A 26093-nucleotide genomic window follows, 5' to 3' on the forward strand; every position below is an offset into this window, starting at 1 on the left:
ATACACGATATCTCTCGCCCAAATCGGGCGATGAAACGGCATCAAAGCAGTTGAAATTTGTTATGCGCTCACAACCATGTGAGCATGCGTGAGGCGACCTAGCGTCACCTCACTCGTCCATCTTCAACGCCGCGATAAACGCGCTCTGCGGGATTTCGACTTTCCCGAATTGGCGCATCTTCTTCTTACCGGCCTTCTGCTTTTCCAGAAGCTTCTTCTTCCGGCTCGCGTCGCCGCCGTAGCATTTCGCGGTCACGTCCTTGCGCATCGCCGACAGCGTCTCGCGCGCGATCACGCGGCCACCGATGGCGGCCTGGATCGGGATCTTGAACATGTGGCGTGGGATCAGGTCTTTCAGCTTTTCGCACATGGCGCGGCCGCGGGCTTCGGCGCGGTCGCGGTGGACCATGATCGAGAGCGCGTCGACCGGCTCGTCATTGACCAGAATCGACATCTTCACGAGGTAGTCCTCGCGATATTCGGTGATCTGGTAGTCGAAGCTGGCATAGCCCTTGGTGACCGATTTCAGGCGGTCATAGAAGTCGAACACGACCTCGGCCAGCGGCAGGTCATAGACCACCATCGCGCGGCCACCGACATAGGTCAGGTCCTGCTGGATGCCGCGACGGTCCTGACAGAGCTTGAGCACATCGCCCAGATATTCGTCCGGCACGAGGATCGTCGCCTTGATGCGCGGCTCCTCGATATGGTCGACATAGGTCAGGTCGGGCATGTCGGCGGGGTTGTGAAGCTCGATCACCTCCCCGTCCTTCATGTGGATCTTGAACACCACCGAGGGCGCGGTGGTGATCAGGTCGAGATCGTATTCGCGCTCCAGACGATCGCGCACCACTTCGAGGTGCAACAGCCCGAGGAAGCCGCAGCGGAAGCCGAAGCCGAGCGCGGCCGAGGTTTCCATCTCCGCCGAGAAGCTCGCGTCGTTCAGCTGCAGTTTCTCGATCGCGTCGCGCAGCGCCTCGAAATCGTTCGCATCGACCGGGAAGAGACCGCAGAACACCACCGGAATCGAGGGCTTGAAGCCCGGCAGCGCCTTGGCGCAGGGCTTCTTCTCATGGGTGATCGTGTCGCCGACCTTGGTGTCGCGCACCTGCTTGATCGAAGCGGTGAAGACGCCGATCTCGCCGGGGCCCAGCTCGTCGATATTGACCATCGCGGGTTTCAGAACGGCGAGACGGTCGAGCTTATACGTCGCCCCCGTCTTCATCATCTTGATCTGGTCGCCCTTCTTGATCACGCCATCCATGACGCGGATCAGAACGACGACGCCCAAATAGGGGTCGTACCACGAATCCACCAGCATCGCTTTCAGCGGCGCGTCGCGGTCGCCCTGCGGGGCGGGCAGACGCTGCACGATGGCTTCCAGCACGTCGGGAATGCCCAGACCGGTCTTCGCGGAAATCTCGACGGCGTCCGAGGCGTCGATCCCGATCACATCCTCGATCTGCTCTTTCACGCGCTCCGGCTCTGCCGCCGGAAGGTCGATCTTGTTCAGGACCGGAACGATCTCGTGATCCGCGTCGATCGCCTGATAGACGTTGGCGAGCGTCTGCGCCTCGACGCCCTGCGAGGCATCGACGACCAGCAGCGAGCCTTCGACCGCCTGCATTGAGCGCGAGACTTCATAGGCGAAGTCGACGTGACCGGGGGTGTCAATCAGGTTCAGCACATAGGTTTTGCCGTCCTTGGCGGGATAGTCGATCCGCACCGAGTTGGCCTTGATCGTGATGCCGCGCTCTCGCTCGATATCCATCGCGTCGAGGAGCTGGTCCTTCATATCGCGTTCGGCCACGGTGCCGGTCAGCTGGATCAGCCGGTCGGCAAGCGTGGATTTACCGTGGTCGATATGCGCCACGATGGAGAAATTGCGGATGCGATCAAGATCAGTCATGGGCGCGCGTATACAGGGGAAAAAGCGGGCCGGGAAGAGGGATTGAACGCCATCTGCCATTGACCTCGGCCCGGTCGCGTCCGACATATCGCTGAGACACGAAATACCGGAGACGCAAGATGATCTATTCCGTTCCGAACATGACCTGCGGGCACTGCAAAGCCTCGGTCGAGGCCGCGATCGAAGAGGTCGGCGGCAAGGCCGATGTCTATCTGGAAGATCGCGAGATCGAGGTGGAAGGGCTGCCCGAATCCACCGTGATCAGCGCCCTGAAAGGTGCAGGCTACGAGGCCACCCCGGTCGAAGAGTGATCTGGAGGGCGGACGCCATCCAGATGTAGTGGACCCGCGCACGCGCAACGCGACGGCTAGGAAACGGGTTCCCTCCCCTGGCCCGAACCGGCGGAATCCTGCCTGTTTTATTGCCCGCTTTTTGAATTTGAGTTAGAATCGCGGACAAATGAGCAGGCAGGATCGGCAAACACATGCCGGCCGCAACGACAAAGGGGCAGTAGATGACTTTCAAAACGACACTCGGACTCTGCGCGTTCTCGGGCGCGATGGCGCTCGCTTCGATGGCCTCGGCCGGGCCGATCGACAATGCGTGTCAGAAAGCGGGCCGCGCCAGCAATCCCGGCACCTGCGGCTGCATCCAGCAAGTCGCGGACATGACGCTGAGCCACCGCGACCAGCGCCGCGCCGCCAGCTTCTTCCACGATCCCGACCGCGCGCAGGAAGTGCGCATGTCCGACCGCAAGTCGGATTCGGACTTCTGGGACCGCTACAAGAACTTCGCCGCAACCGCGGAAGGCTTCTGCAAGTAAGCGCCTGATCGGCGGCGCGGCCTACTGCCCGCGCCGCTGTTCTTCCTCGTCGGCGAGGAGATCGGCAATCAGCTGATCCGCGCCCGCCTCGATCAGATCGAGGGCTTCATCGAAATTGCGGGTGAAATAGGGATCGGGCACATCGCGCGGCCCCTCCGGCCCGTCGATGAACATCTGCACCTGTGCGCGCATCTCGCGCGGCGCCCCGTCGAGCGCATCGCGCAGGTTATTCTCATCCATCGCGAGGATCACATCGAACCCGTCGTAATCGGCGGGCTGGATCTGCCGTGCGCGCAGGCTGCGCATGTCATAGCCGCGCGCCTCGGCGGCGGCGATCATCGGATCATAGGGCGGTTCGCCCAGATGCCAGGAGCCGGTGCCCGCACTGTCGAACTCGATATCGAGCCCCGCTGCGGCGGCCTTGTGACGGGTCACCGCTTCGGCGGCGGGCGAGCGGCAGATATTGCCAAGGCAGAGAAAGAGGATACGCATAGGGAAAGTGATAACGGAGGGCGCAGCGATGGCCAAGGTCGTGATTCTGACCGGCGCGGGAATTTCTGCCGAAAGCGGCATCCGCACGTTTCGGGCAAGCGACGGTCTTTGGGAGGAACACCGCATCATGGACGTGGCGACGCCGGAGGGCTTCGCGCGCGACCCTGCGCTGGTGCACCGTTTCTACAACGCGCGCCGGGCGGCGGCGCGGGCGGCCCAGCCGAACCCCGCCCATCTCGCGCTGGCCGAGCTGGAGGCCGCTCCGGGCCACGAGGTTCTGGTGGTGACGCAGAATGTCGATGACCTGCACGAGCGCGCCGGCTCTCAGAACGTGATCCACATGCATGGCTCGCTCTTCGGCGCGCTGTGCCACGCGTGCGACCATCGCTGGCCCGCGCCCGAGGCGATGCAGCCGCAAGACACCTGCCCCGGCTGCGGGCGAAAGGCCACACGGCCCGACATCGTCTGGTTCAACGAGATGCCCTATCAGATGGATCGCATCATCCGCGAGCTGGAGGCGGCGGATCTGTTCGTTTCGATCGGCACGAGCGGCAATGTCTACCCTGCGGCAGGCTTCGTGCAGGACGCCGCGATGTGCGGGGTGGAGACGCTGGAACTGAACCTCGACCCCTCGGCGGGCAGCACGATGTTCGACACATCGCGCGAAGGCCCGGCGAGCGTGCTGGTCCCCGAATGGGTGCGCGAGCGGCTGGGGGCGCGATGAGAGGAACGGCGGGGCGGCTCACCGCCCTGCCCTCTCGTCAGTAGCTGTATTCGGCGTAGATCTTGCTCAGATCGCCATTCCACTCGCCGTGATATTTCTCGAGAAGCTCGTCGGCAGGCACGCGGCCCGTCTCGACGCTCTCTTCCAGCGCGTTGAGGAAATGGGTCTCGTCGGGGATCATCCCGCCCGCGCCGGGCTTCGCCCGCGCCGCCAGACCGGATTTCGCGATCGCCACCGTCTCGCGTGCGAGGTCATGCAGCTTCACGCCGTTGAACTCGCCCTGCAGCGCATCGACCGCCGCCGCGCGGCGCAGACCTTCGCGGGTCTCGTGATCGAAGCCCTTCACCAGATCCCATGCCGCATCCAGTGCGGTCTGGTCGTAAAGCAGACCGACCCAGAGCGCGGGCAGCGCACACAGACGCCGCCACGGCCCGCCATCGGCACCGCGCATCTCGATGAACTTCTTCGCACGCGCCTCGGGGAAGACGGTGGTCAGGTGATCGGCCCAATCGCTCAGCGTCGGCTTCTCGCCGGGCAGCGCGGGCAGCTCGCCCTTCAGGAAGTCGCGGAAGGACTGGCCCAGCGCGTCGATATACTTGCCGTCGCGATAGACGAAATACATCGGCACATCGAGGACGTAATTCACGTAGGCCTCGTAGCCCGCGCCCTCTTCGAACATGAAGGGCAGCATGCCCGTGCGCGCATCGTCGAGGTTCTGCCAGATATGGCTGCGCCACGATTTCATGCCGTTGGGTTTGCCGTCGAGGAAGGGCGAATTGGCGAACAGAGCGGTCGCGACCGGCTGCAGCGCCAGCGCCACGCGCATCTTCTGCACCATGTCGGCTTCCGAACCGAAGTCGAGATTCACCTGCACGGTGCAGGTGCGATACATCATCTGCGTGCCCAGCTCGCCCACGCGCCCCATGTAATCGGTCATCAGCCGGTAGCGCCCCTTGGGCATCATGTGCATCTGGTCCTGCGTCCAGATCGGGGCCGCGCCCAGACCGATGAACTTCACACCAATATCGTCGGCGACCGACTGCACTTCGCGCAGGTGTTCGTTCACCTCGTCGCAGGTCTGGTGGATCGTCTCGAGCGGCGCGCCCGAAAGCTCCAGCTGACCGCCCGGCTCGAGGCTGACATTCGCGCCGTTCAGTTCCAGCCCGATGATCTTGCCCTGCTCTTCCACCGGCTTCCAGCCGAAGCGGTCGCGCAGACCTTCCAGCATCGCCTTGATCGACCGCGGGCCGTCATAGGGCAGCGGCAATTGCTTGTCCGCGCAATAGCCGAATTTTTCATGCTCGGTGCCGATGCGCCAGTCGTCGCGCGGCTTCTCACCTTCGGCCAGATATTCGGCCAGTTGCTCGAAGCGCTCGATCGGGCCACCGCCCTGCTGCGGAATGGACATGTCTTTTCTCGCGTCGCTTTATGGAGCGCCACAGGTGGCGCGGGGGCTAGCTCAAGTCAAGCGTGAAACCTGTTTGCGGGTCCAGAGGCTCTGTGCGGCAGTCTTTTGGTCAAGCGCGGCAGAGATCTTCCCCATGTCGATCCCCGGCAGGCTCGCGAAGGCATCGTAGAGCGCGTCCGCCCCCGCCGCATCGAGCGGGATCAGCAGCGCCTCGCCCGAGAGGCTGCGCAGCCGCCAATATTGCTGGCCCTGCAGCGTCAGCAGACGGATTTCCGCCAGTTCGCGCAGCGGCAATTCGCCGCCCATCCCGAGAGCTGAGACATTGCTGCCCGGCCCCGCAATGGCGCGCGCCCTGCTGGCCGCGAAATAGGAGATGCGGCCCTCGTCGATCTCGACCAGACCCGGCGCATTTGTTTCACGCGCGAAGCGCAACCGCCGCCAGCCGATCAGCGCCCAGCCAAGCCCGAGCGCGACCGCGATCAGTCCCAGCGGCATAAGGATCAACCCGCCGAGCCAGATCAGCCACGCACCGAACGCCACGACGACGCCCGCCGCGATCACCTCGCCCCAGCGCTTGAAACCTTCTGCGACCTCGGGACGGATCACCGCCAGTCTCCCAGCGCCGATTGCCACAATGTGATCGCCGCGCAAACCGCCGTATCGGCGCGCAGGATGCGCGGGCCGAGGCTGACCGGAGTGACGAAATCTCGGGCGCGGAGCGCCTCGCGCTCGGCCTCCGAGAACCCGCCTTCGGGACCGATCAGGATCGCCCAAGGGCCGGGCTGCAGCCCCGCGAGCGTCTCTGCGGGACCAACCAAAGCCTCATCCGCCCAAAGGATGCGGCGGCTCGGATCCCAGCCATCCAGCAGCTTCTTGAGCCCCTGCAAATCCTCAACGGGGGGCACATAGGTGCCCAGACATTGCTCCGCCGCTTCCTTGGCATGGGCCTGCAAGCGGTCCTGACGGATGCGCGCGGAATTGGTGAACTCGGTCTGCACCGGCAGCACCTTGGCGCAGCCCAGCTCGGTCGCCTTCTCGACGATGAAATCGGTGCGCTCTTTCTTGATCGGCGCGAAGATCAGCCAGAGATCGGGCGGCGCGAGCTGCGGCGCGGCCTGCTCGACACAGGCCAGAATGCCGCGCTTCTTGTGAGCCTCGACGACCTCCGCCGTCCACTCGCCATCGCGTCCGTTAAACAGCGCGACACGGGCGCCCACGGCCAGCCGCATCACCGCAAAGAGGTAATGCGCTTCGTCCTGAGTCAGAGGCACGGCTTGCCCCGCGCCCAGCGGGTGCTCTACACAGAGCCTGATCTTGGCACGTTCCATGAGGCGGACTGTATGAGCGGAAAAACCGAAACGCCAGAGGCGGCAAACGCGAGCACGGGCGAGCCCCCGAACGACGCAAACGGCACGGTCGCGGATGCCTATCGCGGCAACTGGGTCGACCGGCTGGCCCCGGCATGGACGCGGCCCTACCTGCGGCTGAGCCGCGCCGACCGTCCGATCGGGACTTGGCTGCTGCTGCTGCCCTGCTACTGGTCGATCGCGCTGGCCGCCGCCTCGACGGGCGGTTTCATCTGGTGGGACCTCTGGCTGGCTGTCGGCGCGTCGATCGGGGCCTTCCTGATGCGCGGCGCGGGCTGCACTTGGAACGACATCACCGACCGCGACATCGACGCGGGCGTGGCGCGCACCCGCTCGCGGCCGATCCCCTCGGGGCAGGTTTCGACGAAACAGGCGCTGGCCTGGGCGGTGATCCAGTCGCTGATCTCCTTCGCGATCCTGCTGACCTTCAACACGCCCGCAATCATCCTCGGGATCGTCTCGCTCGGGCCGGTCGCGATCTATCCCTTCGCCAAGCGCTTCACCTGGTGGCCGCAGATCTTCCTCGGCATCGCGTTCAACTGGGGCGCGCTGCTTTTGTGGGTCGCGCATACCGGCAGTCTGAGCTGGCCGCCCGTCGTGCTCTATTTCGCGGGCATGGCGTGGACGCTGTTCTACGACACGATCTATGCGCATCAGGACAAGGAAGACGACGCGCTGATCGGGGTGAAATCCACCGCGCGGCTCTTTGGCGACGACAGCGCAAAATGGCTGGGCGGTTTCCTGATGACCTCCGTCGCGCTGATGACCATCGCCGTGATGGGTGCGCTCATGCCCGGCGCGTCGCCGCTGCGTCTCGCGATCTCGCTGCTCGCGCCCTGGGCGATAGGGTGGCACATGCTCTGGCAGATGCGCCAACTCGATATCGACGAGCCGGACACCTGCCTGAAACTGTTCCGCGCGAACCGCGATACCGGCCTCATCGCTGCGCTGTTTCTCGCCGTTGGCGCAATCGTGTAACGGCGTTTCGATTGATCCCCGCGCCCCTGCGCCTTAAGGAAACGGGATAAAGATTCCCCGGGGGAGGGCCTGAGACCGATGCGCAGCCGCGCCACCTTGTTGACGATCGCCGCCTTTGTCCTCGCACTCGTCGTGTCCGCTGTCATTGCGGGCGGCGCTGCGACCGTTGTCGAGAAATCCACGAAACAAGAAGTGCGCGTCGCGATGGAGGCGCAGGGCTACGGCTGGATGCGGGTCCATACCGACGGGCTGCAGGTGATCCTCTCCGGCACCGCCCCGACCGAGGCCGAACGCTTCCGCGCGGTCTCCGAGGTCGACAAATACGTCGACAGCTCGCGGGTCGTCGACAATACCGACACGCAGATCACCAAGCCGATCACGCCCCCCGCCTTCTCGCTCGAGATGCTGCGCAACGAGAACGGCATCTCGCTGATCGGGCTGGTGCCCTCTTCGGTCGACCGCGATGCGATCGTCGAGAAGCTCTCGAAAGTCGCGGGCGAGGATGGCGTCACCGACATGCTCGAGAGCGCCGATTACCCGGTGCCCGGCGGCTGGGACGAGGCGATGCAATTCGCGATGACCACGATCGAGACGCTGCCGCGCTCGAAGGTTTCGGTCACCGCCGGCAAGGTCTCGGTACAGGCGATCACCGACAGCCCCTCCGAAAAAGGCCGGGTGGAGACGTCGCTCGCGCGCCGCCGCCCCACCGATCTCAAGCTCAGCTTCGACATCTCCGCGCCGCGCCCCGTGATCACCCCCTTCACCCTGCGTTTCCTCATCGACAAGGAGGAAGGCCCGCATTTCGATGCCTGCTCCGCCGATACCGAGCGCGCACGCGACCACATCCTGGCCGCCGCTCGCGGCGCCGGCGCGAAAGGCACGCTGACCTGCACGATCGGCATGGGCACCCCGTCACCCGACTGGGCCAAGGCCGCGCAGATGGCGATCAAGGCGGTCGGCGATCTCGGCGCAGGTTCGGTGACCTTCTCGGATGCCGATATCGCGCTGGATGTGCCCTCGACCGTCGATCAGCAGAAGTTCGACGATGTCGTGGGCGAGCTGGAATCGAACCTGCCCGGAGTGTTCTCGCTCAAGGCCAAGCGCGAACCGTCCCCCGATGCGAAAGCCGCCCAGGCCAGCTTCACCGCGACCCGCGATGGCGACGGCCATGTCGAGCTCAAGGGCCGCGTGACCGATGCGCGCGAACGCCAGACCATCGAAAGCTACGCCCGCGCCAAGCTCGGCCATGACAATGTTCACGGCGCAACCCGCGTCGACGAGGAGCTTCCCGCCGGTTGGCCGGTGCGCACGCTGGCCGCGCTCGACGCGCTGTCGGTGCTCCATGACGGCAAGGTCACGGTCACCCGCGACGGTATCTCGGTCAACGGCGTCTCGGGCGATCCGCAGGCCTCCGACACGATCTCGCGTATCCTGACGAGCCAGCTTGGCGAAGACGCGCAGATCGACCTGAGCGTGAAATACGACAAGCGCCTCGACGAGGTGCTGGCCCTGCCGACCGGCAAGGAATGCGTGGCGCGCCTCAACGACACGCTGAAAAAGAAGAAGGTCGATTTCGATCCGGGCTCGGCGCAGGTCGCTTCGGAAAGCCTCGACGCGCTCGACGCACTGGCGAAGTCGATGAAGAACTGCACCGATTTCAAGATGGAAGTGGCCGGCTACACCGACAATCAGGGCCGCGAGGAAATGAACCTGCAGCTGTCGCAACAGCGCGCGCAGGCGGTGATCCGCGGGCTTCTGGACCGTGGCGTTCTGATCGGCAATCTCGAAGCGAAGGGCTATGGCGAAGCGCAGCCGATCGCCTCGAACGACACCGAACAGGGCCGCGAGATGAACCGCCGGATCGAATTCGTCCTGCTGGACGAGACGCCGGTGGGCGACGACGCGCTGCCCAATGCCACGGCAGACGCCACGGCAGGCGCAGAAGACGGCGAGCCACATTGGAACGGCGCCGTGACCGATGACGGCGCACCCGCCACCGAGGATGCCGCGCAAGACCAATCCGGCGATGGGGACACCGCCGCCAAACCGGAGCAAGACGCTCCGCAAGAAGAAGAAATTCCGGTCGAGACGCCCGGCGATGAAACGCCGCGCCCGCAATCGCGGCCGGAGGACCTGTCGAAGGGCTGAAGGGACGTCATATGAACAGAACCGAATTCATCATCGCCACAGCGATCATCCTTTTCGTGGCTTTCGCGCTCGGCTGGTTCGCGAGCTGGTTGATCCACCGCCTCACCCGCGTGAGCCAGGCCGATATGGGCGAGCTGGAGCAGATGGCGCAGGCGTTGCATGAAGCCGAAGAGACCCGCGATCAGGCGCTCGTCTATGTCGAGCAGCGCGAGGCGGAACTGGCCAATCAGCTTAGCCAGACCGAGGCGGAACTGCGCGCGGCGATGGATGGTCTGCGCGACGCCCGCCACGAGGCCGAGGAACTGCGCGCCTATATCGAGCGCTCGAAAGAGGCCTGAGCCGCGCGCTCGCCGAGGGCGCGGCATCGGGGCCACGCCCGGCGAAACTCGGACATCTCACGCTTTGGCCCGCCTGTCGAAAGTGGTATCGACCACCTGTCCGCCACGCGCGGCAGACCCGCCAGCCAATAGGTGCGCCATGTTCCAGCCCCTTCCCGTGATGCGCGTCCCCACAGGCACGTCCGCATGAGCGCCGACCCGATGCCCCGCGCTGCAGGCCGCGCCCTGCCCGATGCGATCTGGCCCCTTAGCATCGTCGCCTATTTCATCTTCCAGACCCTCTACCGCACCGCCTTGGGCGGCGCGCTCGGGCTCGACGATGCGCAGATGATCTTCGATGCGCGCAGCTTCGCGTGGGGCTATGGCCCGCAACTGCCGCTTTTCGCGTGGCTGCAGCATCTGGTCTTAATGGTGACCGGGCCGACGATGTTCGGCCTCGCGGTTCTGAAAAACACCCTGCTCTGCGGCACGGCCCTGACCTGCTACGGGCTGATGCGCACGCGGCTCGATCCGCGCCGGGCATGGATCGCGACGCTGGGCCTCGCGCTGCTGCCGCAGATCGCATGGGAGAGCCAGCGCGCCCTGACCCATTCGGTGCTTGCGACCTTCTCGGCGGCGCTGTGCTTTGCCACGATCTGGTGGATCGCGCGCCGCCCCAGCCTCGCGGGCTTCGTGACGTTCGGGCTGGTGCTGGGCATGGGGCTGCTGTCGAAATACAACTTCGTGCTGCTGCCGATCTCGACCACCATCGCGCTGATCGGCTTTCCGGAATTCCGCGCGTCCTTCCGCGACCGCCGCCTGTTCCTGTCGTTGCTGATCGCCGCCGCGATCGCGCTGCCGCCCTATGTCTGGATCCTGAACCATCCCGAGATCGCCTTCGCCTCGGCGAAGAAATTCGACGCCGCCGAAGACGTCTCGCTGGGCGCGCGGCTTATCGGTCCGGTTCTTGCAACCGGTGAAGGCGTGCTGAATTTCCTAGCCTTGCCTTTGCTGGTCGGCGGGCTGCTTTTCTGGCGCTACCGGGAGCACAAACCCGACGCGCCGCAACCGCTGTTGCGGCTGATGCTGCGCGTGATGGTAATCGGCCTCGTGCTGCTGCTGCTCGGTGCGCTTGCGGTCGGAGCGGGGCAGATCAAGGATCGCTGGCTGCAACCGCTGCTGTTCCTCGCAGGCCCCGCGCTTGGCCTTTGGCTTCTGCCCCGGCTTAGTGCGACCGGGCTGCGGCGGCTGCAGCAGGTCTATGCCGTGCTGCTCGTGCTGGTGACGATCGCGCTGCCGATCCATTTCTTTCAGGGCAAGAGCCGCAATGCCGCCCCCTTCGAGACGCTGGTGCCGCAGCTGGTGGCCGCCGTCGGAGCGGATGCGAGCCTGATCGCGCCGCAATGGGAAGGCGCGAATATCCTCTACCGCGCGCCCCGGATGACGGTGCTGAATGCCAGTTCGGACTTTACGAAACCCCTGCCCGGCGGCCCGGCCTTCGTGATCTGGGAAGGCGCGAATGAAACGACCGGCGCGGACCTTCTGCGCGCGACCTACCCGGATCATCCCGACTGGACGACCGGCGAGGTGCAGCAGCTCGCGGCCCCCTACCCCTTCGCGGACGGGAAAAACTTCACCCTCTCCTTCGCGCGGGTCGTGAAGCCCGGCGATCAGCCCCGCTGAGGGGCGCGGATCTCCGGCAAGGCCGCTTTCACCAGCGGGTGCAGGTCCAGCTTGTCGGCCGCCGCGAGGAACGTGTCGCGCATCGTGGGCGCCCAGTTGGCATTGATGTGATCGGCGACGGCATGCGCCTGATCGCCGGGCTGGCTCTCGAAGAACTGTGCGATCTGATTGGCCATCCCGGCGAGTTTCTCAGGCTTCATGCGGTGGCCTCCTGCGGCGCGGTGTAAAGCGCGAGGCCCCGGCCTGCGCGCGCGATAACGGTAAGGCCCGCGTCCCGCGCCTCGCTCACCGCAAGCGCGGTCGGGGCGGAGGGGCCGACGATGACGGGGATGCCGAGCGTCACGACCTTCTGGATCAGATCGACCGAGAGCCGCGAGGTCATCACCAGCGCGCCGCCTGCGGGGGCGATCCCCTGCCGGATCAGCGCCCCGATCAGCTTGTCGAGCGCGTTGTGCCGCCCGACATCTTCGCGCGTCAGCACGATCCCCTTGCCCGGCTGCCAGAAGCTCGACGCATGGGCGGCGCGGGTCTCGTCCTGCAACGGCTGGTGGTCGCGCAGGGTCTCGAGCGCCTCCGCAGCCTGTTCCGGCATCATAGTGAAGCGGGGCGGGCGGACCGGGGACAACTTGCGGCGTGCCTCTTCCAACTGTTCGATCCCGCAGAGCCCGCAGCCCACCGGGCCCATCGTAGCGCGGCGGCGTTCGGCAAAGCGCGCGCCCGCGGGCGCTGCCAGCCAGTTGCGCGCCTCGATCCCGGCCTCGGTCACTTCCAGCTCCTGCCGGGTGATCTCGGACGCGTCCGCGATCAGCCCTTCGGACAGCGCGAAGCCCAGTGCGAAATCCTCCAGATCGGCGGGACTCGCCATCATCACCGCCTGCGTCACCCCGTCGAAGGACAGCGCGACCGGCACTTCCTCGGCGAGCCGCTGCACCGCGCCGCTGGGCATGTCCCAATCCGTCGCTGTCATTCAGCAGCCTCGACGCGGCGGGTCAGCTTGGTCTGCGCCGTATAAAGCTCCTGCCAGTCCGATGGGCCGTTCGACAGCCCCACCTGCACCGCCGTCACCTTGTATTCCGGGCAGTTCGTCGCCCAGTCGGAATTGTCGGTGGTGACCACATTGGCCTGCGTGTCGGGGTGATGGAAGGTCGTGTAGACGACGCCGGGAGAGACCCGATCCGTGATCGTGGCGCGCAGGCTCGTCTCGCCCGCACGGCTTGCCAGACGCACCCAATTCCCCTCGCGAATGCCGCGCGTCTCGGCGTCATGCGGGTGGATTTCCAGCCGGTCCTCGGCATGCCAGACGGAGTTCTCGGTCCGCCGCGTCTGCGCGCCCACGTTATACTGCGACAGGATGCGCCCCGTCGTCAGCAGCAGCGGGAAGCGCGGTCCGGTGCGTTCCTCGGTCGCGACATAGGCCGTGCGGATGAACCGCCCCGAGCCACGCACGAAGCCATCCTCGTGCATCACCGGCGAGCCTTGCGGATGCGTGTCGTTGCAGGGCCACTGCACCGAGCCCATCTGGTCGATCAGGTCATAGGTGACGCCCGCGAAGGCCGGGGTCGTGCGCGCGATCTCGTCCATGATCTCGGACGGGTGAGTATAGCTCCACCCCGCGCCCAGCGCATTCGCCAGCGCCTGCGTCGCCTCCCAATCGGCCAGCCCCGCTTTCGGCGCCATCACCTTGCGCACCGGGTTGATGCGGCGCTCGGCATTGGTGAAGGTCCCGTCCTTCTCGAGGAAGGTCGAGCCCGGCAGGAACACATGGGCGTAGCGCGCGGTCTCGTTGAGGAAGAGATCATGCACGATCACGCAGTCCATCGCGGCGAGGCCCGCGGCCACGTGATGGGTGTCGGGATCGGATTGCAGGATGTCCTCGCCCTGAATGTAGATCGCCTTGAAATCCCCAGCGACGGCAGCGTCGAGCATGTTCGGGATGCGCAGCCCCGGCTCGGGGTCGAGCGTGGCGCCCCATTCGGCCTCGAAGATCGCACGCACGCTGTCGTCTGAGACATGGCGATAGCCCGGCAGTTCATGCGGGAACGAGCCCATATCGCAGGAGCCCTGCACGTTGTTCTGGCCGCGCAGCGGGTTCACGCCCACACCGGGCCGCCCGATATTGCCGGTCATCATCGCGAGGTTGGCAATCGCGATCACGGTGGTCGAGCCTTGGCTATGCTCGGTCACGCCCAGCCCGTAATAGATCGCCCCGTTCGGCGCGGCGGCATAGGTGCGCGCGGCTCGGCGCAGCGCCTCGGCCGGGACGCCGGTCAGCTCTTCGACGGCTTCCGGCGAATGGGCCGGATCGGCGGCGAATTCGGCATAATCCGTCCATTCGTCCCAATCGCAGCGCTCGCGGATGAACGCCTCGTCGAACAGCCCTTCCGTCACGATCACATGGGCCATCGCGGTCAGCACCGCGACATTGGTGCCCGGACGCAGCGGCAGGTGATGCCCCTCGCCCATATGCGGGGTCTCCAACAAGTCGATCCGGCGCGGGTCGACCACGATCAGCTTCGCCCCCTGCCGCAGCCGCTTGCGCAGGCGCGAGCCGAAGACCGGGTGACCGTCGGTCGGGTTCGCCCCGATCACCACGGCGCAATCCACCTGCTCCACAGAGTCGAAATCCTGCGTCCCGGCGGAGGTCCCGAAGGTCTGCTTCAGCCCGTAGCCGGTCGGCGAATGGCAGACGCGGGCACAGGTGTCGGTGTTGTTCGTCCCCATCACGGCGCGGGCGAGTTTCTGCACGAGGAAGGTTTCCTCATTGGTGCAGCGCGACGAGGTAATGACACCGACGGAATCCTTGCCGTGTTTGGCCTGCGCACGCTTGATGCCGTTGGCGGCAAACTCCAGCGCCTCTTCCCACGACACTTCGCGCCACGCATCGGTGATGCTGTCGCGGATCATCGGGTTCAGGATGCGGTCGCCGTGGTTGGCATAGCCCCAAGCGAAGCGGCCCTTCACGCAGCTATGGCCGCGGTTCGCCTTGCCCTCTTTCCACGGCACCATGCGCACCAGTTGATCGCCGCGCATCTGCGCCTCGAAGGAGCAGCCCACGCCGCAATAGGCGCAGGTCGTGACCACCGAACGCTCCGGCACGCCGATCTCGTCGACGGTCTTCTCCTGCAGGGTCGCGGTCGGGCAGGCCTGCACGCAGGCGCCGCAGCTGACGCAATCCGAGTTCAGGAAATCCTCCGTCCCGGTCGAGATGCGGGCGTCGAAGCCGCGCCCATCCACGGTCAGCGCGAACGTGCCCTGCACCTCTTCGCAGGCGCGCACGCAGCGCATGCAGACGATGCATTTCGACGGGTCATAGAAGAAATAAGGATTGGAGTCGTCGCGCGGGATGTAGAGCGGATTGGCCCCCTCCGCCGCGCGCGTCTCGACATGGTTCTCGCCCGGCGCATAGCGCACGTCGCGCAGGCCAACGGCCCCCGCCATATCCTGCAATTCGCAATCGCCATTCGCCGCACAGGTCAGACAATCCAGCGGGTGATCGGAGATATAAAGCTCCATCACCGCGCGCCGCAGCCGCGCAAGCTGATCGGTCTGGGTCTTCACGACCATGCCTTCACGCACCGGCGTCGTGCAGGAAGCGGGCGTGCCGCGCATCCCTTCGATCTCGACCACACAGAGGCGGCACGAGCCGTAGGCATCCAGCATATCGGTCGCACACAGCTTGGGCACGGTGATCCCGGCCTCGGCGGCGGCGCGCATCACGGAGGTGCCCTCGGGCACGCTCACATCCATGCCGTCGATCACCAGCGTCACGGGCGGGCCCGATTTTTCAGGCGTGCCCATATCGGAGAGTTTCGGCCCGTGCACGCCGTCGGGGATGATGAAATCCTTCATTCCGCAGCCTCCATTGAGAGCGAGAATTCTTGCGGGAAAAGCCGGATCGCCGAGCGCACTGGGTAGGGCGTGAAGCCCCCCATCGCGCAGAGCGAGCCCTTCTCCATCACTTCGCATAGCTCATGCAGCAACTCGATCGCCGCCGGATCGCCCGCCGCCACACGGTCGAGCGTCTCGATGCCGCGCACCGCGCCGATCCGGCAGGGTGTGCATTTCCCGCAGCTCTCGATGGCGCAGAACTCCATCGCGTAGCGGGCGAGCGCGAGCATGTCGGCGCTGTCGTCATGCACCACGAACCCGGCATGACCCACCAGCCCGCCCTGATCGGCAAAGGCCTCGTAGCAGACCGGCAGATCGAAATCGTCGGGCCCGTGATAGGCGCCCAGCGGCCCGCCGACCTGCACCGCCTTGAACGGACGACCCGAAGCCGTGCCGCCGCCGATCTCGTTGACCAGCGTGCCAAGCGACATCCCGAAGCCGGTCTCGAACAGCCCGCCATGTTTGACGTTGCCCGCGATCTGGATCGGGATCGTCCCGCGCGAGCGACCCAGCCCGAATTCAGCGTAGGCTGCGCCCCCGTGCGTCATAATCCACGGCACGGCGGCCAGCGAAAGCACGTTATTGACCACGGTCGGCCTGCCGAACGCGCCTTCCAGCGCGGGCAGCGGCGGCTTGGCGCGGACCATCCCGCGCTTGCCTTCGAGCGAATTCAGGAGCGACGTTTCCTCGCCGCAGATATAGGCGCCCGCGCCGACGCGAACCTCCAGATCGAAGGCCGGGCCCTGCCCCATCAGGCTGTCGCCGATGATCGCCGCAGCGCGCGCGGCCTTGATTGCCGCATTCAGCGTGCGGATCGCGTGGGGATATTCCGAACGCACATAGATGAAGCCCTTGGTCGCGCCCACCGCGAGACCGGCAATCGCCATGCCTTCGATCAGGCAGAAGGGGTCGCCCTCCATCAGCATCCGGTCCGCGAAAGAGCCGCTATCGCCCTCATCCGCGTTGCAGACGATGTATTTCTGCGGCGCCTCGGCCCCGGCAACGGTCTTCCACTTGATACCCGTCGGGAAGCCCGCACCGCCGCGTCCGCGCAGACCCGAGGTGGTGACCTCTTCGATGGTCTGCGCGCCGCCCAGTTCCAGCGCACGCTTCAGGCCTTGCCAGCCCTCGTTCGCCTCGTAATCGGCCAGAGACAGCGGATCGGTGCGCCCGCAGCGCGCGAAGGTCAGGCGGGTCTGACTCGCGAAGAAGGGGATTTCCTCGACCGGGCCGAGCGCCTTCGGTTGATCGCCGCCCTCGAACAGCGCGGGCGCGTCCTCGGGCGTCATCGGGCCGAAGCCGTGGCGCACGCCGTCGCGCTCCACCTCGACCAGCGGCTCCAGCCAGATCATCCCGCGCGTACCGTTGCGGATGATCTCAATCGTCTCGCCGCGCAGCCCGGCTGCCGACGCGATCGCGGCAGCGACCTCATCGGCCCCACAGGCTACGGCAGCGGCGTCACAGGGAACCCAGACCTTCATGCCGAGACCTCCGCGACCAGAGCCTCGATCCGTTCGGTACTTGCACGACCGACCAGCTGATCGCCCACCATCGCGGCGGGCGCGCAGGCACACAGCCCGAGGCAATAGACCGCCTCAAGGGTGACGTCGCCCTTCGTTTCTCCGACTTTCATGCCCAGCGCATGCTCCAGCCGCGCGATCATCTCGGTCCCGCCCATCGACTGGCAGGCCTCGGCGCGGCATAGCTTGATCACATGCTTGCCCGCGGGCGCGTCGCGGAAGTCGTGATAGAAAGAGACGACGCCCGCCACCTCGGCCCGGCTCAGCCGCAGCGCATCGGCAATGGGCTGGTAGCAATCGGCGGGCACGCAGCCGTAAGCGGCCTGCACATCGTGAAGAATGGGCAGCAGCGCACCTTCGCGCCCCGCATGATCCGCCAGAATCGCGGCGAGCCTGTCGTCTTCGGTCATATCCATCCTCCCGGCCCCGATGATGGGGCGAGCATGCCCCGGCCAGCAAGTCACGACTGGTTCAATCGCGAACAGGCGCGGACAGGAACCGTCATCGCCGTGCTTGCGCGGGCAGGGGTGAGCCTCTACATCCCTCACATGAGCCTGATCCAACGCCTCCCTTTCGTCAAGAAATCGCCCTTCGTCGCGGTTATCCGTCTGCACGGCGCCATCGGCGTCTCACGCCCCGGTGCACCCGGCCTGTCGGATGCCGCCATGGCCCCGATCATCGAGCGTGCCTTCTCCCGCGGCAAACCGGCCGCGGTCGCGCTGCTGATCAATTCGCCCGGCGGATCGCCCGTGCAATCGGCGCTGATCGCGGGACGCATCCGCAGGCTTGCGGATGAAAAAGACATTCCCGTCCATGCCTTCGTCGAAGACGTCGCGGCCTCGGGCGGCTATTGGCTCGCCTGCGCCGCCGACCAGATCTGGGCCGATCCGACCTCGGTCGTGGGCTCGATCGGGGTGATCTCGGCAGGCTTCGGCCTCGACGAGTTCATCAACCGCCACGGCATCCAGCGCCGCGTTCATACCGCAGGCGGCTCGAAAAGTTTCATGGACCCGTTCCGCCCCGAGAAGGACGAAGACGTCGCGCGGCTCAACAAGCTGCTCGACGACATGCATGTCAGCTTCAAGGAGCACGTGCAGTCGCGGCGCGGCGCGAAACTGCCCGAGGATCGCGACCTCTTCACCGGCGACATCTGGACCGGGCGGCAGGCGCTGGCCGAGAACACCGGCCTGATCGATGGGCTCGGCCATGCGGTGCCGAAGCTGAAAGAGATCTACGGCGAGAAGACCCGCATCGTGCCTTACGCGCCCAAACGCTCGATCTTCCGGCGCTTCGGCGCGCAGATCGGGGGCGAGATGGCCGCTGCCACGGCAGGCGCTTTGATCGACACGACCGAGGAGCGCGCGCTCTGGGCGCGCTACGGGCTGTAACCGGATGCTCATCAAGGGCATGACACTCTTCCTCGTCGTCATGGCGGTGCTCGCCATGTTCGGCAAGCTGCGGATGCCGAAGATCAAGGGCCCGCGCGGACCCGGCAGGCTGTCGGCGCGTTGTCCCGACTGCGGTCGTCCGAAAATCGGCCGGGGCCCCTGCCCCTGCAAGACGACCTCCAACAGCAAGAGTGCCAAGAAGACGGAGCGCCGAAAATGATCTGGGATTTCGGCGAGATCATCGCCGGGCTGGTGCTGCTGGTCGTGGCGGGTGACCTGCTAGTGAAAGGCGCAGTGGCGATGTCGCTGCGCCTTGGCATTCCTGCGCTGATCGTCGGCCTGACCGTGGTGGCGTTCGGCACCTCCGCGCCCGAGCTGATGGTCTCGGTCGCAGCCGTCCTCGACAAGGCGCCCAGCATGGCGCTCGGCAATGTCGTGGGCTCGAATATCGCCAATATCCTTCTGGTGCTTGGCCTGCCCGCGATCATCTCCGCGATCCGCACCGATCTGCACGACACGCGCGAGAGCTTCGTGCTGATGATGGGGGCGACGGTCCTCTTCATCCTCGTCTGTTTCATGGGGCCGATCGGCTGGGCGCAGGCGCTGCTTCTGCTCTTCGCGCTTGGCATCATCCTGTTCCGGCAGATCCGCGAGGCGCGCGCCCATCGCGCCAATCGCGGCGCGGGCTCCGACCCCGAGACCGAAGCCGATGAAGAGGTCGAAAGCGTCGATCCGAATATGCCGCTCTGGCGCATCGGGCTCTATGTTCTCGCGGGGCTCATCGGGCTGCCTCTGGGGGCGAGCTGGCTGGTCAGCGGCGCTTCCGAGATCGCAAGCGCGATGGGTGTCTCGGATGCGGTGATCGGCCTGACGCTGGTCGCGCTCGGCACCTCGCTCCCGGAGCTGGCCACGTCCATCACCGCGGCACTGAAGGGCCGGTCGGACCTCGCGCTCGGCAATGTCGTGGGCTCGAACATCTTCAACCTGCTCTGCATCATCGGCGTCGCGGGCCTGTTCGGCGACATTCCGGTGCCGAGCCAGATGCTGCATGTCGACCTTTGGGTGATGGCGGCGGCCTCGATCGCGCTGGCCCCGTTCATCTTCGGCAACCGCGTGATCACCCGTGGCATCGGCATCGCTTTCACCGCCGCGTATCTGGCCTATATGGTGGCCCTCTTCATTGGAGGCAGCGCATGAAACGAGCATTGGTGACAGGCGGCGCGAAACGGCTGGGGCGCGCGATGGCGCTTTATCTGGCCGAGCGCGGCGTGGACGTCGCAATCCATTATCACGGCTCCGCGGAGGAGGCGGAGGCCACGGCGGCAGAAGCCCGCGCGAAAGGCGTGCGCGCGGAGATCGTGCAGGCCGATCTGCTGGACGAGGCCGCGACGGCGGAGCTGGTGCCGCGCGCGGCGCAGGCGCTCGACGGGCCGCTCGATCTGCTGATCAACAACGCCTCGATTTTCGAATACGACACGATCCGCTCGGCCACGCGCGAAAGCTGGGACCGGCATATCGGGTCGAACCTGCGCGCGCCCTTCGTGCTGATCCAGCACTTCGCGGCACAGGCCCCGCAAGCCGACCGCTCGGGCACCGAGCCCAAGGCCCGCGCGCTGGTGATCAACATGGTCGACCAGCGGATGCGCAAGCTGACGCCGGAGTTCATGACCTACACGCTCGCGAAGATGGGACTGTGGACTCTCACGCAGACCAGTGCGCAGGCGCTGGCTCCCGCTATACGGGTGAACGCGATCGGCCCCGGCCCGACCCTGCAAGGCGCCCGCCAGTCGGAAGATCACTTCAACCGGCAGCGCGCGGCGACCATCCTCGAACGCGGCGCGGACCCCGCCGATATCGTCGCGGCGCTGGGGTATTTCATGGACGCACCCGCCGTCACAGGGCAGTTGCTCTGCGTCGATGGGGGCCAACATTTGGGCTGGCGGACGCCCGATGTATTAGGTCCGGAATGAGCCTAAAACCGAATCGAAGGCCAAAGTTGTGCACTGCGCGGCGCTTTGTAACAGGACCGTCACAAAAGTATTAATCCTTTCAATAGCTTGGCAAATGTGCAGAAAATTTCTCAATGAAATCAAAGCACTCATGAATTGCTCAAAAAATGGGCAAACACTCTATCAACCCTTATATTAAGGTCGGAACCCACGGTCCCACATGTTTGCCAACAGAGTTATCCCCAAATTTCGTGGACATGTTTTTCCTTGAAAACGTCTTCGCGAGGTTGCAGCCACAGGGGAGAATCGAAACCTGCCCATGAATGACGACGTAGACAGCAACGACGCCCTCGATCCCCCGGCGGCCACCCGCCCGCAACACGGGCTGACGGGCCATGCGCTGATCGCGGATTATCTCAAGCGTCTCGACGGCTCGCCGGGCGTCTATCGGATGCTGAACGCGAAGGGCGAGGTTCTCTATGTCGGCAAGGCGCGCAACCTGAAGGCGCGCGTCTCGAACTATGCACGCCCCTCGGGACACTCGGCGCGGATCGCCCGGATGATCCATGAGACCGCCTCGATGATGTTTCTCACGACGCGGACCGAGACCGAGGCGCTGCTGCTCGAGCAGAACCTGATCAAGCAGCTCAAGCCGCGCTACAACGTGCTCGCGCGGGACGACAAAAGCTTCCCCAATATCCTGATCGCGACGGACCACCCCTATCCGATGATCAAGAAGCATCGCGGCGCGCGCAAAGAGAAGGGCCATTACTTCGGCCCCTTCGCAAGCGCGAGCGCGGTGAACCGCACGCTGAACCAGCTGGAGCGGGTCTTCCTGCTGCGCAACTGCTCGGATTCGATGTTCGAGACCCGCACGCGCCCCTGCCTGCAATATCAGATCAAGCGCTGCTCGGGGCCCTGCGTGGGCAAAATCTCCGAGGAGGATTACGCAGCGCTGGTCGACGACGCGAAGCGCTTCCTGCAAGGCAAGTCCACCACGATCCAGCGCGAGCTGGCCGAGGAGATGCAAAAGGCCTCGGACGAGATGGAGTTCGAACGCGCCGCCGCCCTGCGCGACCGGATCAAGGCGCTGACCAATGTGCAGCAAAGTCAGGGGATCAACCCGCGCACCACCGCCGAGGCCGATGTGATCGCGCTCCATCAGGAGGGCGGGCAGGCCTGTGTGCAGGTCTTCTTCATCCGCGCAAACCAGAGCTGGGGCAATCACGACTTCTACCCCAAGACCGGCTCAGGGGCCGAAGCGCCCGAGATCCTGCAGGCTTTCATCGCGCAGTTCTACACCAACCGCCCGCCGCCGAAGCTGATCCTGCTGTCGCATCCGGTCGAGGATGAGGAACTGGTGAGCGAATTCCTCTCGGAACGCGCCGAGCGCAAGGTCGAGATCACCGTCCCGCAGCGCGGCGAAAAGGCCGAGCTGGTCGAGAATGCCGCGCGCAATGCCCGCGAGAGCCTCGGTCGGAAGATGTCGGAATCTGCTGCGCAGGCGAAACTGCTGGCCGGCGTCGCCGAGGCCTTCGGGCTGGAGAAGCCGCCCCAGCGCATTGAGGTCTACGACAACTCGCATATTCAGGGCGCGCATGCCGTGGGGGGCATGATCGTCGCGGGGCCCGAGGGCTTCATCAAAAGCCAGTATCGCAAGTTCAACATCAAGAACGCCGACCTGACGCCGGGCGACGATTTCGGGATGATGAAAGAGGTGCTGACCCGCCGCTTCACCCGGTTGCTGAAGGAAGACCCGGAGCGCAAATCCGAGGCCTGGCCCGATCTGCTGCTGATCGACGGCGGCGCCGGGCAGGTCTCGGCGGTGCGCGAGATCATGGACGAGATGGGCGTGAGCGACGTCGCGATGGTCGGCGTCGCGAAAGGTGTGGACCGCGACCACGGCAAGGAAGAATTCCACCGCACCGGCCAGCGGCCCATCGCCCTGCCCCGGCAATCGCCGGTCCTCTATTACATCCAGCGCCTGCGCGACGAGGCGCACCGCTGGGCCATCGGCACCCACCGCGCGAAACGCGCAAAGGCGCAGATGGCGAACCCGCTGGACGAGGTTCCGGGCATCGGGGCGGCCCGCAAGCGCGCGCTGCTCGCGCATTTCGGCTCCGCCAAGGCGGTCAGCCGCGCCGCCCCCATCGACCTGATGGAGGTCGATGGCATCTCCGAGGCGATGGCCGAGACGATCCACAATTTCTTCAACGAGAAGGGCTGAGATGACCGATCAAGCCCGCCACCCCCGCGCGCTGACCCGCGTGGCCGATCTCGAACGCGACGGGCTGACCGCCTCGGACACCCGCGCCGATCTGGAGCGCGTGGCCAAAGAGTTCCGCATCCGCGTGACACCCGAGATGCGCGGGGCGATTGCCGATCCGAGCGATCCGGTGGCCGCGCAATTCGTGCCCTCGGCGGCCGAGCTGGTCACCCGCCCCGAAGAGCTCGAAGATCCCATCGGCGACGACGCCCATTCCCCCGCACCCGGGCTGACGCATCGCTATCCCGACCGGGTGATCCTCCACATCACCAAGACCTGCGACGTCTATTGCCGCTTCTGTTTCCGCCGCGAGACGGTGGGCGAAACCGGGCCGCTGCCGGAAGACCAATTGACACAGGCGCTCGATTATATCGCGGCGACCCCGGCCATTCGCGAGGTGATCCTGACCGGGGGCGACCCGCTGACGCTCTCGACACGCAGGCTCGGCACGGTGCTCGACCGCCTCTCCGCAATCGCGCATCTCGACCAGATCCGGCTGCATACCCGCGTGCCGGTCGTCGCCCCCGAGCGGATCACCGAACAGCTTTGCACGATCCTGCGCGCCGCGCCGACCGCGTGGATCGTGCTGCACACCAATCACGCGCAGGAACTGACGCCCGCCGCCCGCGCCGCCATCGCGCGGCTGGTGGATCGCGGCATCCCGATGCTGTCGCAAACCGTGCTGCTGCGGGGCATCAACGCGAGTGCCGACGCGCTGGAGGCGCTGTTCCGCGCCCTCACCAAGCTGCGGGTCAAACCCTATTACCTGCACCATTGCGACCTCGCCCGCGGCACCTCGCATTTCCGCACCACCATCGCGGAAGGCCGCGCGCTGATGGCCGAGCTGCGCCGCCGCTGCTCGGGGACGATGCTGCCGACCTACGTGCTCGATATCCCCGGCGGGCACGGCAAGGTGCCGATCACCTCGGACCACTTCACACCGGGCGACAGCCCCGGAGACTGGTGCGTTACCGACCGCAATGGGACGGTGCACGCGTATCGCGATCCCGCGACCTGTTAACGCGCCCTCTTCCGCTTTGCGAACCACGCAGCTAGGTTGCCTCCCATGAAATGGACCCTTCCCAATATCCTGACTGTGCTCAGGCTCTTGGCTGCCCCCGGTGTGGCGGTCTTGTTCCTTTATTTTTCTCGCCCCTGGGCCGACTGGCTGGCGCTTGCGCTGTTCATCAGCGCGGCGATCACCGACTGGTTCGATGGCTACCTCGCCCGGGCGTGGAAACAGGAGAGCCGCTTCGGCGCGATGCTCGACCCGATCGCCGACAAGGCGATGGTGGTGATCGCGCTGGTGGTACTGACCGGTTATTCGGGCATGAACCCGTGGCTGATCCTGCCCGCCACCGTGATCCTGTTCCGCGAAGTCTTCGTCTCGGGGCTGCGCGAATTCCTCGGCGCAGATGCCGGGCGACTGCGGGTCACGAAGCTCGCCAAGTGGAAGACGACCGCGCAGATGGTGGCGATTGCCGTGCTGTTCCTCGGCACCGGGCTCGCCTATCTCGAACAGGGTCAGGCCCCGCGCGCCGGTGAAGGCGACATCCGGATGGGCGCGAGCCTTGCCGATATCGCGACCCATATGGGCCTTGCGCTGATCTGGATCGCAGCCGTTCTGACCGCGATCACCGGCTGGGACTATTTCCGCAAGGCCCTGCCCTATCTGAAGGAGCCGAGCCATGATTGACGTGCTCTATTTCGCTTGGGTCCGCGAACGGATCGGCCTGCCGCGCGAGAAGGTCGAGACGCAGGCCAAGACCGTGGCCGATCTGGTCGAGGAGCTGAAGGCCCGCGAGCCGCGCTACGAGGCGGCCTTTGCCGACATTTCGGCGCTGCGCGTGGCGCTCGATCAGGATCTGGCGGAGTTCGATGCGCCGCTCGAAGGCGTGCGCGAGGTGGCCTTCTTCCCGCCGATGACGGGGGGGTGAGATGAAAGTCTCCGTTCAGGCCGAGCCCTTCGATCTGGGCGCAGAGCTTGCCGATTTCGGCACGGGCCGCGCGGATGTCGGCGCCGTCGTCAGCTTCACCGGCATCGTGCGCGACGACACCGGCGCGATGGAGGCGCTGGAGCTGGAGCATTACCCCGGCATGACCGAACGCGCGATCGCTGGCATCGTCGATCAGGCGGTCGAACGTTGGTCCCTGTCGGACGTGACCGTGATCCACCGCCACGGACGGCTGGGCGTGGGCGAGCAGATCATGATGGTCGCCACCGCCGCGCGCCACCGCGTCGCGGCGTTTGAAGCCGCCGAGTTTCTGATGGATTACCTGAAATCCCGCGCTCCCTTCTGGAAGAAGGAACACGGTCCCGAGGGCACCTCCTGGGTCGCTGCGAAGGATGAAGACGAGGACGCGCTGAAACGCTGGTGATCAGTCGCCCAGCTTGGCGTGCACCTCGTCCAGATCGACCTCGCCCACCGGCATCTTGTTGTCCGGATCGTCGAAATCGTATTGGAACAGCTGGAAATCCTTCTTGTAGATTTCCCAGATCAGGTGGCGCGACAGGTCGTCGAAGTAATCGCTCACCTTATGCGCGCGCTTCGGCCCGTGCCCTTCGGACTCGTTGAACCGCGGCACCTTGGCCAGATCGACCTTCACCGGCGTCTCGACCGCGTCGAGCACCGACTGCATGCCTTCGTTGAATTTCTCGGTGAAGAAGATGTTGTCGTAGCGCCCGCCATTGACGATGAAGGTCGAGATATGTCCCGACATCGCCGACCAGTGAATGTCCGGCTCCATCGGGCGGCGCCAGCGGATCGTGTCGCGCGCAAACAGCAGGAAGCGGCGGAACGAGGCGATCTGGTCGAAATCGAAATTGTCCTCCGGAGAGCCGACCTCGATCCCGTATTTCTGGATCAGCTGCGGCACCAGCTTGCCGCGATAGCGTTTGCCGTTGCGCTGGATGCCCGCGATCTTGTCGAAGAAGGACGACAGGATGCGCTGATAGGGATTGCGCACGCAGGTGAAGGCGTAGCTTTTATGCGCCAGCACGTTTTCGGTGATCGGCGTCTGGCTTTCGTCCTGCGACCACTTATGCAGCCCGGCCTTGGAGTCGTGGATGTCGCCGTCGAAGAATTTCCCGTGATCGGAATAGAACATGATTTGCCCGATGGAGGAGCAGGCGCATTTCGGCACGACGCGGTACACCATGCTTTCGCTCTCGGTCATCCAGGTTCCGGGAAATCCCATTCAAAGCCCTCCAGAAGGTCGCATACCCGTGACCG

The 26093-nt window shown here is 65.5% G+C and carries 27 protein-coding genes; 16 read left to right on the top strand and 11 right to left on the bottom strand.

The genetic code is table 11. The features are described 5' to 3' along the window. Positions 1–109: 109 nt before the first annotated feature. On the bottom strand, positions 110–1909 hold the full coding sequence (lepA, locus tag AXZ77_RS16620) for a translation elongation factor 4 (RefSeq protein WP_078522493.1): 1800 nt from the start codon (positions 1907–1909) through the stop codon (positions 110–112). A gap of 119 nt (positions 1910–2028) precedes the next feature. Between lepA and AXZ77_RS16625 the strand changes: the two genes are divergently transcribed. Further along, positions 2029–2220 carry a heavy-metal-associated domain-containing protein gene (locus tag AXZ77_RS16625; protein WP_088719522.1) on the top strand — a complete coding sequence of 64 codons (192 nt, stop codon included), beginning with the start codon at positions 2029–2031 and terminating at the stop codon, positions 2218–2220. A 203-nt stretch (positions 2221–2423) separates the two neighbouring features. After that, complete coding sequence (locus tag AXZ77_RS16630) at positions 2424–2732, top strand: hypothetical protein (RefSeq protein ID WP_255266533.1); 309 nt, start codon at positions 2424–2426, stop codon at positions 2730–2732. Positions 2733–2753: 21 nt separating this feature from the next. On the opposite strand, the gene AXZ77_RS16635 is transcribed toward AXZ77_RS16630, so the two are convergent. Further along, the gene (locus AXZ77_RS16635; RefSeq protein WP_098412003.1) at positions 2754–3224 is read right to left on the bottom strand and encodes a low molecular weight protein-tyrosine-phosphatase; all 471 of its coding nucleotides are present in this window, start codon (positions 3222–3224) and stop codon (positions 2754–2756) included. Between the two features lie 28 nt (positions 3225–3252). Here AXZ77_RS16635 and AXZ77_RS16640 point away from each other — a divergent pair, with 28 nt between their 5' ends. Continuing rightward, positions 3253–3948, top strand: a complete 696-nt coding sequence (locus AXZ77_RS16640) for an NAD-dependent deacylase (RefSeq protein WP_098412004.1) — start codon at positions 3253–3255, stop codon at positions 3946–3948. Between the two features lie 37 nt (positions 3949–3985). Here AXZ77_RS16640 and AXZ77_RS16645 read toward each other — a convergent pair whose 3' ends face one another. From AXZ77_RS16645 to AXZ77_RS16655, 3 genes are read right to left on the bottom strand one after another with little or no spacing between them, the layout of a single operon-like run. After that, positions 3986–5356 (bottom strand): glutamate--cysteine ligase, encoded by a 1371-nt coding sequence (locus AXZ77_RS16645; protein WP_078522489.1) that lies wholly within the window; start codon positions 5354–5356, stop codon positions 3986–3988. Between the two features lie 51 nt (positions 5357–5407). Further along, positions 5408–5962: a hypothetical protein gene (locus AXZ77_RS16650; protein ID WP_098412005.1), complete on the bottom strand. Its 555-nt coding sequence runs from the start codon at positions 5960–5962 to the stop codon at positions 5408–5410. Beyond that, positions 5959–6684: a 16S rRNA (uracil(1498)-N(3))-methyltransferase gene (locus tag AXZ77_RS16655; protein WP_098412006.1), complete on the bottom strand. Its 726-nt coding sequence runs from the start codon at positions 6682–6684 to the stop codon at positions 5959–5961. Before AXZ77_RS16655 ends, AXZ77_RS16650 begins: the two co-directional genes overlap by 4 nt. Before the next feature lie 12 nt (positions 6685–6696). Between AXZ77_RS16655 and ubiA the strand changes: the two genes are divergently transcribed. From ubiA to AXZ77_RS16675, 4 genes are all read left to right on the top strand, one after another. Further along, the gene (ubiA, locus tag AXZ77_RS16660; RefSeq protein ID WP_255266534.1) at positions 6697–7701 is read left to right on the top strand and encodes a 4-hydroxybenzoate octaprenyltransferase; all 1005 of its coding nucleotides are present in this window, start codon (positions 6697–6699) and stop codon (positions 7699–7701) included. Between the two features lie 78 nt (positions 7702–7779). Further along, positions 7780–9849, top strand: coding sequence for an OmpA family protein (locus tag AXZ77_RS16665; RefSeq protein WP_098412008.1), 2070 nt, complete (start codon positions 7780–7782; stop codon positions 9847–9849). 11 nt (positions 9850–9860) lie between these two features. Beyond that, positions 9861–10187, top strand: a complete 327-nt coding sequence (locus AXZ77_RS16670; RefSeq protein ID WP_078522484.1) for a hypothetical protein — start codon at positions 9861–9863, stop codon at positions 10185–10187. 186 nt (positions 10188–10373) lie between these two features. Beyond that, entirely contained in the window at positions 10374–11849 is a 1476-nt protein-coding gene (locus tag AXZ77_RS16675) for a glycosyltransferase family 39 protein (protein ID WP_098412009.1), read from the top strand. Here AXZ77_RS16675 and AXZ77_RS16680 read toward each other — a convergent pair. Genes AXZ77_RS16680 through AXZ77_RS16700 form a run of 5 tightly spaced genes read right to left on the bottom strand, consistent with a single transcriptional unit; the run spans position 11837 to position 17667 of the window. Beyond that, entirely contained in the window at positions 11837–12049 is a 213-nt protein-coding gene (locus tag AXZ77_RS16680) for a formate dehydrogenase subunit delta (RefSeq protein WP_078569797.1), read from the bottom strand. The two genes, AXZ77_RS16675 and AXZ77_RS16680, sit on opposite strands and share 13 nt — an antisense overlap. Next, on the bottom strand, positions 12046–12816 hold the full coding sequence (fdhD, locus tag AXZ77_RS16685; RefSeq protein ID WP_098412010.1) for a formate dehydrogenase accessory sulfurtransferase FdhD: 771 nt from the start codon (positions 12814–12816) through the stop codon (positions 12046–12048). Before fdhD ends, AXZ77_RS16680 begins: the two co-directional genes overlap by 4 nt. After that, on the bottom strand, positions 12813–15698 hold the full coding sequence (gene fdhF, locus AXZ77_RS16690; RefSeq protein WP_098412011.1) for a formate dehydrogenase subunit alpha: 2886 nt from the start codon (positions 15696–15698) through the stop codon (positions 12813–12815). The genes fdhD and fdhF overlap by 4 nt, the downstream gene beginning before the upstream one ends. Further along, entirely contained in the window at positions 15695–17218 is a 1524-nt protein-coding gene (locus tag AXZ77_RS16695; protein ID WP_098412012.1) for an NADH-quinone oxidoreductase subunit NuoF, read from the bottom strand. Before AXZ77_RS16695 ends, fdhF begins: the two co-directional genes overlap by 4 nt. Next, entirely contained in the window at positions 17215–17667 is a 453-nt protein-coding gene (locus AXZ77_RS16700) for a formate dehydrogenase subunit gamma (RefSeq protein WP_098412013.1), read from the bottom strand. The genes AXZ77_RS16695 and AXZ77_RS16700 overlap by 4 nt, the downstream gene beginning before the upstream one ends. Positions 17668–17811: 144 nt before the next feature. Here AXZ77_RS16700 and AXZ77_RS16705 point away from each other — a divergent pair, with 144 nt between their 5' ends. From AXZ77_RS16705 to AXZ77_RS16745, 9 genes are all read left to right on the top strand, one after another. Next, the gene (locus tag AXZ77_RS16705) at positions 17812–18645 is read left to right on the top strand and encodes a S49 family peptidase (protein WP_369679788.1); all 834 of its coding nucleotides are present in this window, start codon (positions 17812–17814) and stop codon (positions 18643–18645) included. A 4-nt stretch (positions 18646–18649) separates the two neighbouring features. After that, positions 18650–18865: a hypothetical protein gene (locus AXZ77_RS16710; RefSeq protein WP_098412015.1), complete on the top strand. Its 216-nt coding sequence runs from the start codon at positions 18650–18652 to the stop codon at positions 18863–18865. Next, complete coding sequence (locus tag AXZ77_RS16715) at positions 18862–19842, top strand: calcium/sodium antiporter (protein ID WP_098412016.1); 981 nt, start codon at positions 18862–18864, stop codon at positions 19840–19842. Before AXZ77_RS16710 ends, AXZ77_RS16715 begins: the two co-directional genes overlap by 4 nt. Beyond that, a complete protein-coding gene (locus AXZ77_RS16720) occupies positions 19839–20615 on the top strand; it encodes an SDR family oxidoreductase (protein ID WP_098412017.1) in 777 nt (258 codons plus the stop codon). Before AXZ77_RS16715 ends, AXZ77_RS16720 begins: the two co-directional genes overlap by 4 nt. A 298-nt stretch (positions 20616–20913) precedes the next feature. Beyond that, positions 20914–22821, top strand: coding sequence for an excinuclease ABC subunit UvrC (uvrC, locus tag AXZ77_RS16725; protein WP_098412018.1), 1908 nt, complete (start codon positions 20914–20916; stop codon positions 22819–22821). A 1-nt stretch (position 22822) separates the two neighbouring features. After that, positions 22823–23881, top strand: coding sequence for a lysine-2,3-aminomutase-like protein (locus AXZ77_RS16730; RefSeq protein WP_098412019.1), 1059 nt, complete (start codon positions 22823–22825; stop codon positions 23879–23881). A 45-nt stretch (positions 23882–23926) separates the two neighbouring features. Then, complete coding sequence (pgsA, locus tag AXZ77_RS16735) at positions 23927–24556, top strand: CDP-diacylglycerol--glycerol-3-phosphate 3-phosphatidyltransferase (protein ID WP_078549075.1); 630 nt, start codon at positions 23927–23929, stop codon at positions 24554–24556. Next, entirely contained in the window at positions 24549–24797 is a 249-nt protein-coding gene (gene moaD, locus AXZ77_RS16740) for a molybdopterin converting factor subunit 1 (protein ID WP_098412020.1), read from the top strand. Before pgsA ends, moaD begins: the two co-directional genes overlap by 8 nt. A 1-nt stretch (position 24798) precedes the next feature. Then, on the top strand, positions 24799–25239 hold the full coding sequence (locus AXZ77_RS16745; protein ID WP_078522470.1) for a molybdenum cofactor biosynthesis protein MoaE: 441 nt from the start codon (positions 24799–24801) through the stop codon (positions 25237–25239). Here the strand turns inward: AXZ77_RS16745 and AXZ77_RS16750 are convergent, their stop codons facing one another. Further along, positions 25240–26058, bottom strand: coding sequence for a sulfotransferase family protein (locus tag AXZ77_RS16750; RefSeq protein ID WP_098412021.1), 819 nt, complete (start codon positions 26056–26058; stop codon positions 25240–25242). Positions 26059–26093 lie beyond the last annotated feature (35 nt).

The sequence above is a fragment of the Thioclava sp. ES.031 genome (assembly GCF_002563775.1).
Taxonomy (GTDB): domain Bacteria; phylum Pseudomonadota; class Alphaproteobacteria; order Rhodobacterales; family Rhodobacteraceae; genus Thioclava.